This is a genomic window from Myxococcus guangdongensis (assembly GCF_024198255.1).
GTDB classification, from domain to species: Bacteria; Myxococcota; Myxococcia; order Myxococcales; family Myxococcaceae; genus Myxococcus; species Myxococcus guangdongensis.
Map to the genome: position 1 here is coordinate 666,121 of NZ_JAJVKW010000001.1, position 15,707 is coordinate 681,827.

The following is a 15,707-nucleotide window of genomic DNA, read 5'->3' on the forward strand; positions in this document are numbered from 1 at the left end:
AACACGGGTGCGTGCTGAGAACTCACGCGGTGCAAGTCGCCGGCCAGGGTGGCCTGAAACCCGGGTTTGGCGCGCCTCCCGGCCAGACTTCCCTCCGTGGCGCAAACACTCCCGAGCCCTGGAGCAACGGCGGCCTGAGCCGTCCGGAGGGCAGGCACACTGCCTGGTTCTCCCACTCCGAGGTCCGTCCGTGACACGCACCCTCCGCACCCTAGGGCTCCTTCTCTCCACGTTGTGTCTCACCTCGCTGACGGGCTGCGACGACGACACCCCCTCCACGCCCGACGCGGGCCGGGACGCGGGCATCGATTCGGGCTCCGACTCGGGACAGGACGCGGGCGGCGACGCGGGTCCCCAGGAGGTCCCCGACGCGGGCGGCGACGCGGGCCCCTATGTCTGGGACGGCACCTACGTGCCGCTGGAGGAGACGGGCGATATCGACGACCAGGGCCTGCTGGCCACCTGCAAGTACGACCCGAGGAACGTCCCCGCCGCCATCTGCAATGAGCTGGACCGCGCCGACCTCTTCGATTTGTCGCAATGTGACGTGACGACCCTCGGCGCGCTGCCCGCGGAGGGCATCTATCAGGTCGAGCTGCGGGGGGAGCGCGCGCTGGCGGATGGAGGCACCCGCATCATCCCGTCCGGGGCCGGCTTCCAGCTGCGGGGCGATGGCGGCACGAGCACCCTGTATGACACGCCCCTGCTCAAGCTCGACATGGAGGCAGACCGCTTCGTCCTGCAGGGCCAGCAGACCCGGACCCAGCTCGTCATGAACCTGACGGGCTGCGAGACGAAGGCGCCCAACATCCTCACCGGCTGCTTCGCGTATTGCACCCGCGGCAGGTTCTCCTTCGGCGGCACCTTCGAGGCCCACCGCGTGGCGCTCCAGGGCGCCGAGCCCCAGTCCTCGGGCGGGCTCGAGCTGTTGTCCGAGCGCCGCGTCCCCACGGGCCACGCCGTGGACGTCCACGTCGCCAAGGGACACGCGTACGTCGTCTCCCTCCCCGTCGGGGAGCAGCAGGGCGGGCTCGCCGTGTTCGACGTGAGCAACCCGCGCAGCCCGGTGCAGACCGCCGCCATCAGCCTGCCCGGGGACAACTTCTGGAACAGCGCGTGGGCCAAGGGCGACGCGCTCTACATCGCGAGCAGCGCCTCCGGCTTCATCGTCTACGACATCTCCCAGCCCGCCGAGCCGCTCTTCGTGCGCAGCGTGGCCACGGGGGGCGCGGGAGGCGCGCACACGGTGCTGGTGGAGGGCAACTTCCTGTACGCCATGGACCCCATCTCCGGCACCTTCATCTACGAGCTGACCCACCCCTTCGACCCGGTGCTGCGCGCCGTCATCCCGGGTGGGCCGCATGACGCCTTCGTCTACGAGGGGCGCCTGTACCTGAGCGACTCCTTCGACGGCTACGCCATCCACGACCTGTCCAACCTGGAGGACATCCGCGAGCTGGGCCGCTTCCCCCGGCCGGATGGCTTCGCGCACCACAACGCGGTGGGCACCTTCGGCGGGAAGACCATCGCGTTCGAGGGCGGCGAGTTCAACGCCTCCCACGTGCGCGCGCTCGACGTCAGCGACCCGGCGAACATCGTGAAGATTGGCGCCTTCAAGATGCGGCGGGTCACCTCCATGCACAACCTCATCCTGCGCGGCAACCTGCTCTACATCGCGTGGTACCACGAGGGCCTGCGCGTGGTGGACGTCTCCAATCCCACCCAGATGCGCCAGGTGGCGCACTACCACGTGTTCCGCGAGACGGACCCGCTCCGGGGTGACAACATCTTCGAGGGCCTCTTCGGCATCCGGCTGCCAGGCGACGGCCACGTCTACACCGCCGAGTCCTCCCGAGGGCTGATGATCTTCAACGAGCTGTGAGCCTCAGCGGCCCCCGGGTACGCCCGGGGGCCGGTATCCCAGGCATTGGCGGTCGCGACAGGAGGGTGAGGTACGCTGGGGCTGGACTCCGTCAGCCAAGGCCCCCATGACCGCACAGCGCCACGACACCGTCGAGTACCGCAAGCACGGCTTCGAGCTCGCGGGGGTCCAGGGCACGGGCCTGTTCGAGCCCTCCGCCCACGCGCTGACGCCCTGGGCCATGTCGACGGCCTGTCAGCGGGGCTTCCTCTGCCGCTACCGTGTCGCGGACAAGCGGCTGCTGCTGGAGGAGCTGCGCATCGGCTTGTCGGCCCAGGAGGAACAGGCCGTCCGGGAGGGCCACGGCCCGCCGCTGTCCGGGCAGCTCCCCACCTACGTCAGCGAGACGCACGAGCGGGTCGTCTACACGCGCCTGCGCGCCCCCGTGGCCTTCACCGGGGGGCTCTTGGTGGTGGACGGCTTCAACCGACGAGCGCCCTTCCACGAAGGGCTCCACCCCGCCTGGGGACGCAAGCGCGTCCAGGAGCTCCTCTTCGAGGGGGGCCGACTGGTGGAGGAGCGCGACTGTGACGGGGTGATGGCGCGGGTGCACGAGCAGGCGCGCGAGAAGTCCCTGGAGCTGGAGCTCGCGCCCCACCGGGCGCAGGTCGCCCAGTGGCTCGCGGACGCGTTCCGTCGGGACTACGGCGCGGACTGAGCCGTGGCGCGCGCGGTCGGACGTGCCTCAGTTGCAACCCTGGCCCGTCAGCCAGTCCACGCCCCGGGTGCGCGAGGCCGTGCCGCTCGAGCCTCCCCCATCCGTGTTGGAGAAGGACAAGGACACGCTGGCGCCGGACGTCTGGTTCCGGATTTCCATCGTCAGGTTGTTGGGAATCAGCGCCGTGGTGTTCGGATAGTTCGCGCCGATGGTGTAGCGCAGCCGGCCGCTGGGCAGGCTCCCGCACTTGGCCATCTTGTTCTCGAGCTGCACCCAGTTGCCGCGGTTGAAGTTGGAATCCTGCGGCACCAGGTTCGCCCGCCCGCCCCACCCGCCCAGCTGTGAGCCGATGAGGTGCCCCCCGTCATAGTCGTTGCTGGGGTTCTCCGCGTCGCCCCACTGCCCCACGCTCGTCTGACACGCGTCGATGCGCGGCGCCGCGACGATGGCCGGCAGGTTCTTGTAGGCCCGGCTCGGCCGACCCGCGGTGTCGAGGAAGTAGTACTCGCCATCGAAGTTGTGCCAGATGCTCCGGTCACTCGCCGGGAAGAACTTCGGGCAGTCCCGGATGGCGGCCCCGGTGACGCCCCCGTGGAGGACATAGCCGACGCCGTACGGCTTCAGCGCCTCGCGAATCTCCGCCTCCGTGTGGCTGTCGAAGAAGGCCATCAGGCCGCTCGACCCACCGAAGTCCTGCTCCATCTGGCGGGCGACGTCATCGCCTCCCAGGTCGGAATCCAGGGCGCCGCAGCCGCCGAACCACAAGACAGACACCACCGCAACGGAAAGCTTGCTCAGGATGCGCATCCTCTTGGCTCCCTTTGGGCCGACCTTCACGACTTCGGGCAGCGTGTTTACCAGGAGACATAGAACTGAAATGCGTGAACTTCCAGCAAACTGAGAAGAAACGCGCCGGACCGTCTCCACCGCCTGTTGGCACCCGGCGCGCGCGTCTTCCGCCTCAGGTTCAAGGCTCCAACAGCACGCGACAGAGCGGTAGGCCGAGGTGTGCGGGCCCACGCACCGCTCACGTGCATGTCACGTCCCCGCTCTTGCGAACATGCTTTCAATGTAAAACCGGGAAGCAACATCCCCCTCATCCACGCGGCCCGACAGCGGCGTGAACCTGTTCGACCGGGAGAGACAACAATGCAAACACAGGCAAGCAAGTGCGCAGGCGCAGGGTGGCCCAGGCCGCTCGCGCTCATGGGCGTGGCGCTTCTCTTCGTCACAGGTTGTTCGACGCCTTCGTCGGAGCCCTCGGACCTCGCCGACGCGAGGGCTGGCGCCGTCATCCAGGACGCCAACTTCGCCGACTCGGTCTTCGTCACCGGCCTGAGGGGTCCGACGACGATGACGTTCGCGCCCGATGGGCGCCTGTTCATCTCGGAGAAGAGCGGAGCGCTGCGCGTGGTCCAGAACGGCCAGCTCCTGGCGACTGCGTTCATGACGCTCGCCGTGGACACCGGCAACGAGCGGGGGCTGATGGGCGTCGCGTTCGACCCCAACTTCGAGAGCAACCAGTACCTGTATGTCTATTACACGTCGGTCGACGGCACCATCCACAACCGGGTCAGCCGCTTCACCGCCAACGGCAACGTGGTGGTCCCCGGGAGCGAGCTGGTGCTCGCCGACCTCCCGACGCTCGACGCCGCCAACCACAACGGCGGCGCGGTGCGCTTCGGGCCCGATGACAAGCTCTACGTCTCCGTGGGCGAGAACGCGGTCTCGTCCAACTCGCAGAGCCTGAGCACGCCGCTGGGGAAGATGCTGCGCTTCAACTCGGACGGCACCATCCCCACGGACAATCCGTTCTACGCGACGGCCACGGGACTCGCGAAGGCGACCTGGGCCATGGGGCTGCGCAATCCCTTCACCTTCGACTTCCAGCCCGGCACGGGGGTCCTCTTCATCAACGACGTGGGTGAAGGCGGCTGGGAGGAGATCAACCGCGGCCAGGCGGGGGCCAACTACGGCTGGCCGATGACGGAGGGCTACTTCACGAATCGCCCGGGGCTGACCCAGCCATTCTACGCGTACCCGCATGGCCCCGGCACGGCCTCCGGCAACTGCATCGCGGGGGGCGCCTTCTACAACCCGCGCCTCTCCGCGTTCCCCGGCGCGTACCTGGGGCAGTACTTCTTCGCGGACTACACCAACGACTGGATTTCGCGCATCCACCCGACCACCGGCGCCGTCTCCCTGTTCGCGACGGGCGTCTCGGGCCCGGTGGACCTCGATGTGGGCCCCGACGGCGCGCTCTACTACCTGGCGCGCGGCACGGGTCAGGTGGGGCGCATCGCCTACACGGCCGCGCTGCCGCCGACCATCGCGCAGCAGCCGGTGAACCTCCTGGTCTCCGCGGGCACTCCGGCGAGCTTCACGGTGTCCGCGAGCGGCGAGCAGCCCCTCACCTACCAGTGGCAGCGCAACGGCGTGGCCATCTCCGGCGCGACGTCGCAGACCTATACGTTGAGCGCCGCGCAGCTCACCGACAACGGCGCGCGCTTCCGCGTGGTCGTGACCAACGGGATTGGGACGGTCACCAGCACGGAGGCGGAGCTGACGGTGACGTCCAACAGGCCGCCGGTGGCCACGATTGTCACGCCCGCCGTGGGCACGACGTACACCGCCGCCACGAACCTGTTGTTCTCCGGCTCGGCCAGCGACCAGGAGGATGGCGCGCTGCCGCCGAGCGCCATGACCTGGAGCATCGTGTTCCACCACGACACCCACACGCACCCCGCCATGCCCGACACCACCGGCATCGCGAGCGGCGACTGGCCCATCCCGAACATCGGCGAGAGCTCGGCCAACGTCTGGTACCGGGTGTTCCTCACGGTGCGCGACTCGATTGGCCTCACTCACACGGTGTATCGCGACGTGCACCCCGTCACCGTCCCCATCACGGTGAGCAGCGTGCCGAGCGGGCTGCAGGTCTTGATGGACGGCCGTCCCGTCCCCGCGCCGCACGCCACGACGGGCGTGGTGGGCGTCCTCCGCTCGGTGGGCGTCGAGTCCCCGCAGTTCGCGAACGGGAAGCTCTGGGCGTTCTCGTCGTGGTCGGACGGCGGCGCGCAGTCCCACGCCTTCACCACGCCCGCAGGCGCGGTCAGCTTCACGGCCACGTTCACGGAGACCGCGGGCGGCAGCTGCTACCGCATCCAGAGCGAGCGCAGCGACAAGTGGCTCGCGGTGGATGGCGCGGGCAAGGTCGTCGCCAGCAGCACGGCGCAGGCGGGCGGACAGATCTTCCAGCTGGTCCCGGTGGGCACCCGGTTCAAGCTCAAGGGGACGGGCGACACGTTCATGACGGTGGTGGCGAACCAGCTGACGATGAGCGGCAACTTCACCAGCGGGGAGTCGTTCACGCAGCACCCTTGTGGCTATGGCGGGCGCACGCGCGTCGGCTTCCAGGCCGCGGTGGGGACGGCGCCTCACTGGAAGGAGTCGACGCCGGATGCGCCCATCCAGAGTGGTGACGGTGGCAACGGCGGCGCCTGCAACCCGGCGGACGGGGGCACGTGGGAGGGCTTCTACCTGGAGCCGGTGGCCTGCTCGGGCGGCACCACGGGCCCGGTGTGCGGCAACGGCGTGCTGGAGAGCGGCGAGGAGTGCGACGACGGCAACACCCAGTCGGGTGACGGCTGCAGCGCGACGTGCACCCTCGAGAGCGGCAGCGCGGGTTGCGTGCGCATCCAGAGTGAGCGCAGCGACAAGTGGCTCACCGTGGATGGGGCGGGCAAGGTGGCCGCCATCAGCACGACGCAGGCCGGCGGCGAGGTCTTCGAGCTGGTCACCAGCGGCACGAAGTACAAGCTCAAGGGGACGAGCGGCGCCTACGTGGCGGTGGTGGCCGACCAGCTCACCGTGAACGCCACGCTCGGCACCGCGGAGGCGTTCACCCGCCACGCGTGCGGCACCTTCGGCGGCCGCAACCGCTATGGCTTCGAGTCCTCGACGGGCACCGGGCGCCACTGGAAGGAGAACACGCTCGCCGCGCCCATCCAGAGTGGCAATGGGGGCAACGGCGGCATCTGCAATCCCACGGACGGCGGCTCGTGGGAGGGCTTCTACGTCGAACCCGCGACCTGCCTGGTGACCGGCGGATAAGCGCCCTTCGTCCCGGGGAGGTCCGCTCGAGCGCGGGTCTCCCCGGGACGCAGCAGCGCCCAGCCCAGGCAGACGCCATAGATGACGGCGGAGCCGTGGACGGCGAACGCGTAGGCGAACGACACGCCCTGCCCCATCACCGTCAAGGCATCCGTGACCGGCATCGCGATGGAGGCCACCACGAAGATGCCGGCCGCCTTGCGCTGACGCGCGGCCACGAGCCCGAAGAGCGCCAGGGCGATGCCGAAGTCCCGCCCGGCCTTGACGCTCATCCACGGAATCGCCTCCGTGCCCGTCAGGGGCAACCCGAACCCGCGAGCGGCCTCCACCGGGTTCAGCAGTCCTCCCACACTCAGGTAGAGCATGAAGCCCCCCAGGAGCAGCGTGAACAGCGCTGTCGGGGAACCGAGCCTCCAGGACAAAGGCGCTGACGTCGTATCCATGGCATCTCCTCCTGCTGCGAGCCGTGTTTGCATGGGAAGAATCTGCCTCCCGGGGCCCGACGTCGCCATCTCCGGCCGTCTCGATTCTTTGTCCGGAACGCTCATCACCTGAGCGCCTCGGGCAGCCCACGACTATGCTGGAGGCATGGACCCCACCCCTGGCTCCGACCTGCTCGGACAGATTCTGGAACACACGCGACTGAGAGGACGGCTCTACTGCCGCACCGTCGCGCGGGCCCCCTGGGGACTGCGCATGGCGCCCACGCAGACGGCCACCCTTCACCTCGTCGTCGCCGGCACCTCGGTCCTCATCCAGGGCGGCGAGACCCTCCCGTTGGGCCCCGGGGACGTCGTGCTGCTGCCGCGTGGAGATGGACACGCGCTCGCGGATACGCCCCGCAGTCCGAAGCTGGCGCTGGAGACGTGGCTCGCGAACCGGAGCGAGGACGCCTCGGCCTTCGTGCTGGGTGGCTCCGGCGTGGAGTCGCGCTTGCTCTGCGGCTCCTTCGCGTTCGACGAGCCGGGCATGCACCCCGTGCTGCGCCTGCTCCCCGAGCGGGTGCATCTGCGAGGCGCCTCCGAGGAGGCGCGGGCCCTGCTGCCCACCGTGGCCCTGCTCGACCACGAGGCGTCACGGGCCGACCGGGGCTCGTCGCTCGTGGTGTCACGGCTGCTCGACATCCTGCTCGTCCAGGTGCTGCGCGCCTGGGCCGAGACACAGCCCCCTGGAGGCGCGGGCTGGCTGGGCGCGCTCGGGGACAAGACGCTCGCGAGCACGCTGGGCTGGATGCACGCGGCCCCTGGACAGAACTGGACGGTGGACGCGCTCGCGAAGCGCGCTGGCACGTCACGGGCCACGCTGGCGCGTCGATTCACCCACGCGGTGGGAATGGCGCCGCTGGAGTACCTCACGCAGCTGCGGATGCAGGAGGCCTCACGTCACCTGAGACAGGGCCAAGAGGGGCTCGCGAGCATCGCCAGCCGCGTCGGCTATGAGTCGGAGTTCGCCTTCAACCGCGCCTTCCGTCGACACATGGGCATGCCTCCTGGCGAGTACCGGCGGACGGCCCAGTCAGGATGACCCCAGGCGCTCGAGCCCCTCCACCTGTGCGGGCTGGCCCGCATCCCACTCGCGCAACTTCTCCCACCCCACGTCGATAATCGGAGAAGTCCTATTTCCAAGGGGGGACCACGCCATGTCCATCGCATCCATCGGCAGGGATGTCATCGGAAGCATCACCCGACGCCTCGGAGCAGGCGGAGCCGAGCAGGCGCGAGCGACAAACGAGACGACCTCCTCGAATCCCTCCGCGCCTTCACGGCGCGCGCAGGTGCCGGGGTGGGATGGCAGGGATGCCTTCGAGGCCTCCCGGGCGTCCGGACCTTCCGAGCCCGGCAGCACGGCCCGTCCGGACCTCGCTCAGATTCAGCGCGACTTCCAGACGGCGGATGACGCGGTCGTCAGCTGGAGCCCGAAGGCGGGCGGCGTCGTCCCCATCCCCTTCGCGCCCGAGTTCGAGGTCACCGCCACCGAGGGGCGCATGCTGGACGGGCTCGCGGCTCAGCGGGGGCTCGTGGGGCTGAACACCTTCAACAACATCAAGGACCAGGCCCTCGAGACGTCTTCGCGGCTCTATCCCACCACGGGCACGCCCCCGAGCCATGTGCCGCAAGATCGGGTGGACGAGTGGAGAGGCCAGGATGGCCACCGCGACGCCTTCCGCCACGCCTATTGGAATGCGCTGATGACGCGCGAGTTCGGCGCGGAGTGGACGAAGCAATTCGCCACGGCCCACGAAGGCATGCCGTTCAACGCGGCGGACCGCGAGGCGATGGACCTCTACAACAACCAGGTCGGCCGGCAGATTGCCCTGGACAACCCCAATGCCTCACCCGAGGAGCTGGCCACCCTGGTCCAACAGGCCGTGACCGACGGCAAGCTGGTGCTGTTCGACCAGCAGAACCAACTGCAGTGGAGCAACAAGGTTCCCGTCGACCAGCACGGACTGTCGAACCTCGTCCCTGGCACCGGGGGACAGCCCGTCCCCCCCGGGGACGTCTACGCCGACCCCTACTGATAGGTGACAGTCACGCCGAGGATGGGGAACATGCGGCGTCGGGCAGGGATTGGCGCCGTGCTGCTCCTGCTCACAGGCCTGGGGGTCCACGTGGTGTCGACAACGCAGAAGGGTGCCTTCGACTCGGAGCAGTGGAAGGCACAGCGGGGCAGTGGCGCGGACAAGAATCCGCGCGTCGGCATGGTGGTCGCGCTCAAGCAGCACCACCTGAGGGAAGGCATGAGCCGCGAGGATGTACACACGCTGCTCGGCGAGCCGGAGCAGCGCCGAGGGACCAGCGAGGTCTACGAGCTGGGCGTGTCCCCCGTGGGCGTCTCCTACGAGTACTTCATCATCGACTTCGACGCCCAGGACCGGGTCACCCGGTTCCGGGTGACGCGGAGCTGAGGGGGCGCCGGCGCCGCGCGTGAAGTGGCTCCCGCGCGGATGGGAGACCTGCGTGGGGTGTGTCACGATGAGACCATGTCTCGTCCTCGCGGCCCCCTCTTCTGGATCCTCGTCACGCTCGGTGGTGTCTCCGCGTTGTGCTGCAGCGGCTCGCTGGGGCTCATGGCCCTGGGCTTCTTCGCCACCTCCGACACGGCGACGCCAGTCGGCAACAGTGGCGTCGCGCGGGGAGGGACTCCCGGTGAGCCCGGCGGCTTCGGGCTCGACGCCCCCCAGGGTTGGTCCCAGCGCGAGGGCGGCGGCTTCATCACCGAGTGGAAGGACCGGGGCGACACGCTGGGCGTGGAGCTGATCCCCCTGGGCAGCGTGCCCGGCCTCGGTGACGCGGAAGCCAGGCTCTCGCGCATGTGGAGCGAGCGCATCGGCGCGGACTGGAACGACGTCAAGCCGAACCCCCTGGTGCTGCGCCGCTTCGTCGCGAACGGTGCGCGGGCGCACTTCACCTCCGCGACGGTGTCCCACAAGGGCAATGGCCGGCGCTTCCGCCTGAGCCTCTACCTGGTCGAGGCGGGAGACCGGCTGGAGTCGCTGGTGTTCATCCAGAGCTACGTCTCCGAGGGTGGCGTCGTCGCGGCCCAGGGGATGATGGCGGAGAGCTCCTGGGGCACGTCCCACGTCCGCGTCGAGGACGCCTTGAAGGGCGTGCGCGGAAGCCCCGTGGGCCTGCCCCTGGTGACGGACTCCGAGGTGACGGGGAGCTTCGTCCACGGCTCCACCACCACGGGGCAATGGGTCAATACCTTCACCGGAGGCACCACGATGCGGGCGGTGACGTCCCGCTCGGACTACGTCTTCAAGCCCGACCACGCCTTCCAGTTCAAGTACGTGGGGGGCTCGGGTCCCGCGGGGGCCATGGCGTTCGGCACCGAGTCGGACACGGGGACCTGGAGCGTGAAGCATGACGTGCTCACGCTCGCTGGAGCGCAGCGCACACGCCGCTACCTCCTTATTGGCGCGGCGCGCACGCCCGAGGGCAAACGCACGCTCTTCCTAATGCCCGAGCACCCGGGATGGTCCCTCCAGCCCGGGGCCATCGGCATGAGCGGCGAGCTGTACGTCGAGAAGGAGTAACGCCTCCCTCGGCGCACACGCCCTGGCATCCATTTCCACCCACCTTGCACCAAGAACAGCAAAACATGTAAATCGGCACATTCCGGGAGATTCCCCACATGTGTCGAACCCACGCGCGGCTCATCGCTGTCACACTCGCCCTGCTCGCCATGGAAGCCCTCGCGAGCAATGACGTGCGAGGCAATCTCGAGGGGGTGTATTGGAGGAACTCGACCTACCTCGTGGAGGGGTGGGCGTGTGCCTACGGCATCTCCGAGTCGGTCGACGTGGATGTCTATGCCGGCGCGCCGTGGCCGATGGGGACGATGCTGGGCGGCACGCGCGCGGATGTCCTGTCGGAGCCGGGGGTCTCCACGGCATGTGGCAGCAGCCTCAACCGACACCGCTTCCGCTTCCAGCTCCCGCAGCACCTGCTCAAGCAACACGCGGGCAAGCCGCTCTACGCCTACGCCCACCTGGTCGCCCATGGCGTGAACAACCTCGTCCCGGGGTCGGGGCAGATCTCCATCCCCGCGTCCCCCTACAACGGCCTGGTCAGGGGGTCCGTCGAAGGGGTGTATTGGCGGACGGATGGCTACTACCTGGAGGGGTGGACGTGCGCCTATGGCGTCAACCAATCCGTGGAGCTCAACGTCTACGCGGGCGGGCCCTGGCCTTCAGGGACGCTCTTCCACGGGGGGCTGGCGGACGTCGCCTCCGAGCCCGCCTTGAGCGCTGCCTGCAACACGTCCCTGGGACGACACCGCTTCCGGATTCGTCTGTCCGACCCGGTCCTCGCCCAGTTCCAGGGCCAGCCCTTGTATGTGTATGCCATGGTGTCCGGCACGGACATCACCGACCTGGTCGCCGGCAACCCGACGGTGCCCGCCGTCGCGACGGTGCTCGCGCCCTCCCCCACGCCCGTGGCGGGCACCTACAACACCCCCGTGAACGTGACGCTGTCCTCCTCGACCAGCGGCGCGAGCGTCTACTACACCCTCGACGGCACCACGCCGACGTGCGGCGCGGGGAGCCTCTACACCACGCCCATCCCGCTCTCCTCCGCCACGACCGTCCGGGCCATCGCATGCAAGAGCGGCTCGACCGCGAGCACCGTCACCACGGCCGCGTATGCCTTCGCCGCGGCGCCCCCGCTGTTCTCGCCCATCGGTGGCACCTACAGCAGCGCGCAGAGCATCACGCTGTCGACCACGACGCCCGGCGCGACGCTCCACTACACCCTCGACGGCAGCACGCCCGTCTGCGGCGCGCCCTCGCTCACCTACTCGGTGCCCTTCACGGTGAGCATGACGCGCACGGTCCACGCCGTCGCCTGTCGCGCGGGCTTCACCAGCAGCACTCCGGCCAGCGCCACCTATACCCTCTCGATATCGAACTGGACGGGGCCCGCCGCCTCCATCGTCACCGTCAACGGCGGCAAGCGAATCTCCGTCAACGGGCAGGTGCTCAGCCCGCTGCACCACGCCTTCAACCTCCAGGCGTGCAAGACCGACTGCGTGGCGGAGGATGCCGTCATCGACCTCCAACTGGCGGAGCTGGCCAGGACGCAGACGTTCGGCACGCGCTTCGTCGTGGAGGTGGCCTCCATCGGCTACCGGGGCGCGGGCGCCATCAACCGACTGGCCACCCGCCTCAGGAAGGTCCGTCTTGCCTACCCCGGGTTCGACCCGTACCTCATCGTCCGGTTCGACCTCTTCGACATCGAGGAGTCCACCGGGAGCTGCGCCCCGGGAGAGGACTACCAGTCCTCGACCTACATGGCGCTCTACAACAATCAGGGGACGCGCTACTCCGCCAATGCGCTCTGCGGACAGGCGAACGGCGTGCTCAAGCCCTACAAGCGCATCAACGCGGCGTGGCTCACGACGCGCGAGGTGGAGATCTCCACGGTCGCGGACCTGCTGGAGGCGGAACCGGAGACGCGGGGACGGGTGATTGGCCTGAGCTTCACGTATCTCGCCGGGGGCGAGTTCTTCTACGCGCCCCGCCATGTCAGTGGCCACGACACCGGCGCGGTCTTCCCGTGGGATCCGCTCCACACCTCGGCGTTCTTCTTCCAGGATGACTCCGGCACGCCCGCCGCCACGCTCACGAATCGGATGACGGAGAACTTCGGCATCTTCCTGGCGGGGAGCACCAAGGCCGCCGCCGTGCAGCTCTCCCGCGCCGAAGTCGACAACCTGGTCGCCGCCATCTCCCGGATGGCCGCCCACGTGAAGAACATCACCGGCGGCAAGGCGCTGAACAAGGTCTTCTACGGGTACTCCTACGGCCCCAACGCGCGCCGCGCGTTCTCCATGCACCATGGGCTCGCCACGCTGCTGTTGGACCCGAACATCGACATCGTCGCCGCGCCCTTCTCCTACCAGCAATCGCGCAGGCTCGGGTTCGGGCTCTCCCCGCAGACGTCCATCGAGGCCGTCACCCGGAGCGGCAAGCACTTCGAGTTCGAGGGGGACATCCGCACGCACTTCGCGGTGCTCGACGACCCGTGGCGCCACGCCACCACGATTGAGGAGACGAACCGGCTGCTGGTGCGCGATGGGCTCACGGCGGCCATCCACGGCACGGGGCTCTACTACTTCGACCTGAACGCCCTGGGATGGCTCGGGCGCCCCGACAGCCCGACGGAGACGGCGTCGCTCTGGAACACCCTCAAGAACACCAGCACGCTGGCGTCCACCGTGGCGAGCACCGGCAGCGTGTACGCGCCACAGATCGCCGTCTTCGTGGACGAGCAGTCCGTGTCGCACTACCCCCTGGACGGCCTGGGAGGCGCCCCGGCCTACCAGTTCGCGACCGCGACCATGATGGGGCAGATCGAAGCGCTCTCCCGCGTGGGAGCGCCGGCTCAGCATTACCTCCTGTCCGACCTGGCGACGCTGGACACGTCCCACCTGCGGCTGGCCATCTTCCCCGACGCCTACAAGCTGTCCGTCGCCGACAAGCAGCGCATCCAGCAGAAGCTCGCGGGCAACGGGCGGACGCTCCTCTACCTCTATGCCCCTGGCGTCATCGATGGCAACGGCGACGCCGCGGACGCCAATGTCTCGAGCACCCTGGGCATGCCGGTGTCGCGGCGCACGAACACGCCGGCGTTCGCCGCCACGTCCTACATGGATGGGAGCGGGTATCCCCACGATGGACTGGGTGGCCCCCTCTCGTTGGGCAACTTCCCGCTCCAGTACCGCGTCGACGTGGGGGGCACCGGCGCGGCCCTCTGCCCGAATACCTCGGCGGTCAACTGCATCGACTCGCGCATGCTGTCGCGCTACGCGAACAGCACCGACGTGGCGTTCGCCGTCAAGCGCGTCTCGGATGCCTCCGGAACCTACAAGGTCGCGTTCGCCGCGGTCCCAGGCGTCCCCACGTCCATGCTGCGCGACGTGGCGCGCGACGCGGGGGTCCACGTCTTCTCCTGCACCCCGGGTGGAGCCTGCATGGACGCCGTGGTCGAGGCGTCCGACAACACCTTGCTGCTGCACGCGGTGGGGCCGATGACCACGCTGAACATGCCATTGACCCGGAGCGGCTGCGGCTTCAGCGTCTCCGAGTGGGTGGGCATCACGACGACGACCAGTCCCACCCTCGTCCCCATCCCCTGCACGGGGAACCAATGCCAGGTCAACGTGAGCGAGAGCCTGGGTGTCCGCGTCTACCGGCTGACTCCCTCCTGTTGAAGACAGGGAGAGGACGGAGCAGCTCCCGCGGGGCCGCGCGGGAGCCCTCCGGCGTCACGGGAGGAAGAGGACGAACGTCTCCCACGCGCCGATGGCGGAGCGGTTGGCGTTGACCGCGCCCGAGGCATTGCCACCACCGCCGTTCTCCGCCACCACGTACTGTCCATTGGAGGCCTGGAGGGCCACGCGGTCGCCGGCCTGGAAGCGGCTCCTGCCCTCCAGGTTGATGAGGCGGAAGGTCTCCCAGCCCTGGGCGGTCGCGCGATCCGCGTTGACCACGCCGCCACCACCGTTCTCCGCCACCACGAATTGACCGTTGGCCGCGCGCAGGTTGACGAGGTCGTTGCTGAGCAGCTCGCCGCCGTTCAGGTCGACGTAACCGAAGCGCTCCCAGTCACCGATGGCCGTCCGGTCGGCGCCCACGAACGTGCCGCCGCCATTCTCCGCGACCAGGAAGTTCCCCGTGGCCGTGCGGAAGGACAGCCGCGAGCCCGCGGCCTGCGGATACAGCGCGAGCAACGCGGTGACGTCGCTGCCCGTGAACTCACCGGTCTCCGCGGAGCGGAAGCACGAGTTCATGATGGAGCCCCCGACGGTCGCCGTGGTCGGCGTGCCCGGGATGTGGATGGCCCCCACTCCAGCGTCTCCCTCGCCGCCACCGGTGCCGCAGCTGATGGTCCGGTTGTAGAAGTCCGAGTGGCGGAAGCCGATGGTGTGACCCAGCTCGTGCGTGATGACGTGCTCGATGACGTCGACGCCGTACTGGCTGAGCCGTCCGCCGATGGTGATGGACGCGAACGGCAGACCATTGGCCGGGAACCCCGCCACGCCGCCATTCAGGTTCGGGTCGATGTTGGCCTGGATGGTGAAGCTGCAACCGGTGCTCGGCGCGCGCGCCATCGTGAAGCGCAGGGAGCGCTCCGTGTAGTTCTGGATGGCCAGGTCCAGCGCCGTGCTGAACACCCCGGTGAAGGCGGAGCCATTGACACAGATTTTCGTCACGGCCGCGCCGACGAGGTTCGTCGTGCGGTACTGCTCCTCGGAGGCGGAGACCTGCGACATCTCACGGGAGGCCTCCAGGGTGACCTCCGCGTCCCTGCCGACATAGACGCGCTCTCCCACGACTTGGATGTCATTGGAGGGAAAGCCCACCTCCATCAGGTTGTCGACAATCTCCTGCGTGGGTGCGGGCTGCTCTCCACAACCCCACGACAGGAGGCTGCTCACGGCGATGGCGAAAAGGAGGGACTTCGGGGACTGGGGGGTTGGATACACGGGGCATCTCTTCGCGAAGGC

General features: G+C 68.9%; 11 protein-coding genes. 8 read left to right on the forward strand and 3 right to left on the reverse strand.

All coding sequences use genetic code 11. The features are described from left to right. The first annotated feature begins 190 nt into the window (after nucleotides 1–190). Complete coding sequence (locus LXT21_RS02745) at nucleotides 191–1,882, forward strand: LVIVD repeat-containing protein (RefSeq protein WP_254036510.1); 1,692 nt, start codon at nucleotides 191–193, stop codon at nucleotides 1,880–1,882. A gap of 106 nt (nucleotides 1,883–1,988) precedes the next feature. Continuing rightward, nucleotides 1,989–2,579 (forward strand): hypothetical protein, encoded by a 591-nt coding sequence (locus tag LXT21_RS02750; protein WP_254036511.1) that lies wholly within the window; start codon nucleotides 1,989–1,991, stop codon nucleotides 2,577–2,579. Nucleotides 2,580–2,606: 27 nt separating this feature from the next. Here the strand turns inward: LXT21_RS02750 and LXT21_RS02755 are convergent, their stop codons facing one another. Continuing rightward, nucleotides 2,607–3,386 (reverse strand): DNA/RNA non-specific endonuclease, encoded by a 780-nt coding sequence (locus tag LXT21_RS02755; protein WP_254036512.1) that lies wholly within the window; start codon nucleotides 3,384–3,386, stop codon nucleotides 2,607–2,609. Between the two features lie 399 nt (nucleotides 3,387–3,785). On the opposite strand from LXT21_RS02755, the gene LXT21_RS02760 reads away from it, so the two are divergent. Continuing rightward, the gene (locus LXT21_RS02760; RefSeq protein WP_254036513.1) at nucleotides 3,786–6,692 is read left to right on the forward strand and encodes a PQQ-dependent sugar dehydrogenase; all 2,907 of its coding nucleotides are present in this window, start codon (nucleotides 3,786–3,788) and stop codon (nucleotides 6,690–6,692) included. Here LXT21_RS02760 and LXT21_RS02765 read toward each other — a convergent pair. Next, nucleotides 6,653–7,135 carry a DUF4267 domain-containing protein gene (locus LXT21_RS02765; RefSeq protein ID WP_254036514.1) on the reverse strand — a complete coding sequence of 161 codons (483 nt, stop codon included), beginning with the start codon at nucleotides 7,133–7,135 and terminating at the stop codon, nucleotides 6,653–6,655. The genes LXT21_RS02760 and LXT21_RS02765 overlap by 40 nt on opposite strands. A 145-nt stretch (nucleotides 7,136–7,280) precedes the next feature. Between LXT21_RS02765 and LXT21_RS02770 the strand changes: the two genes are divergently transcribed. From LXT21_RS02770 to LXT21_RS02790, 5 genes are all read left to right on the forward strand, one after another. Beyond that, the gene (locus LXT21_RS02770) at nucleotides 7,281–8,216 is read left to right on the forward strand and encodes an AraC family transcriptional regulator (RefSeq protein WP_254036515.1); all 936 of its coding nucleotides are present in this window, start codon (nucleotides 7,281–7,283) and stop codon (nucleotides 8,214–8,216) included. Between the two features lie 115 nt (nucleotides 8,217–8,331). Further along, on the forward strand, nucleotides 8,332–9,213 hold the full coding sequence (locus LXT21_RS02775) for a DUF6973 domain-containing protein (RefSeq protein WP_254036516.1): 882 nt from the start codon (nucleotides 8,332–8,334) through the stop codon (nucleotides 9,211–9,213). 30 nt (nucleotides 9,214–9,243) lie between these two features. After that, on the forward strand, nucleotides 9,244–9,600 hold the full coding sequence (locus LXT21_RS02780; protein WP_254036517.1) for a hypothetical protein: 357 nt from the start codon (nucleotides 9,244–9,246) through the stop codon (nucleotides 9,598–9,600). A 75-nt stretch (nucleotides 9,601–9,675) separates the two neighbouring features. Further along, on the forward strand, nucleotides 9,676–10,731 hold the full coding sequence (locus tag LXT21_RS02785) for a hypothetical protein (RefSeq protein ID WP_254036518.1): 1,056 nt from the start codon (nucleotides 9,676–9,678) through the stop codon (nucleotides 10,729–10,731). 98 nt (nucleotides 10,732–10,829) lie between these two features. Then, nucleotides 10,830–14,411 (forward strand): chitobiase/beta-hexosaminidase C-terminal domain-containing protein, encoded by a 3,582-nt coding sequence (locus LXT21_RS02790; protein WP_254036519.1) that lies wholly within the window; start codon nucleotides 10,830–10,832, stop codon nucleotides 14,409–14,411. 54 nt (nucleotides 14,412–14,465) lie between these two features. On the opposite strand, the gene LXT21_RS45305 is transcribed toward LXT21_RS02790, so the two are convergent. Beyond that, nucleotides 14,466–15,686 (reverse strand): M57 family metalloprotease, encoded by a 1,221-nt coding sequence (locus tag LXT21_RS45305; RefSeq protein ID WP_323393989.1) that lies wholly within the window; start codon nucleotides 15,684–15,686, stop codon nucleotides 14,466–14,468. Nucleotides 15,687–15,707: the final 21 nt, after the last annotated feature.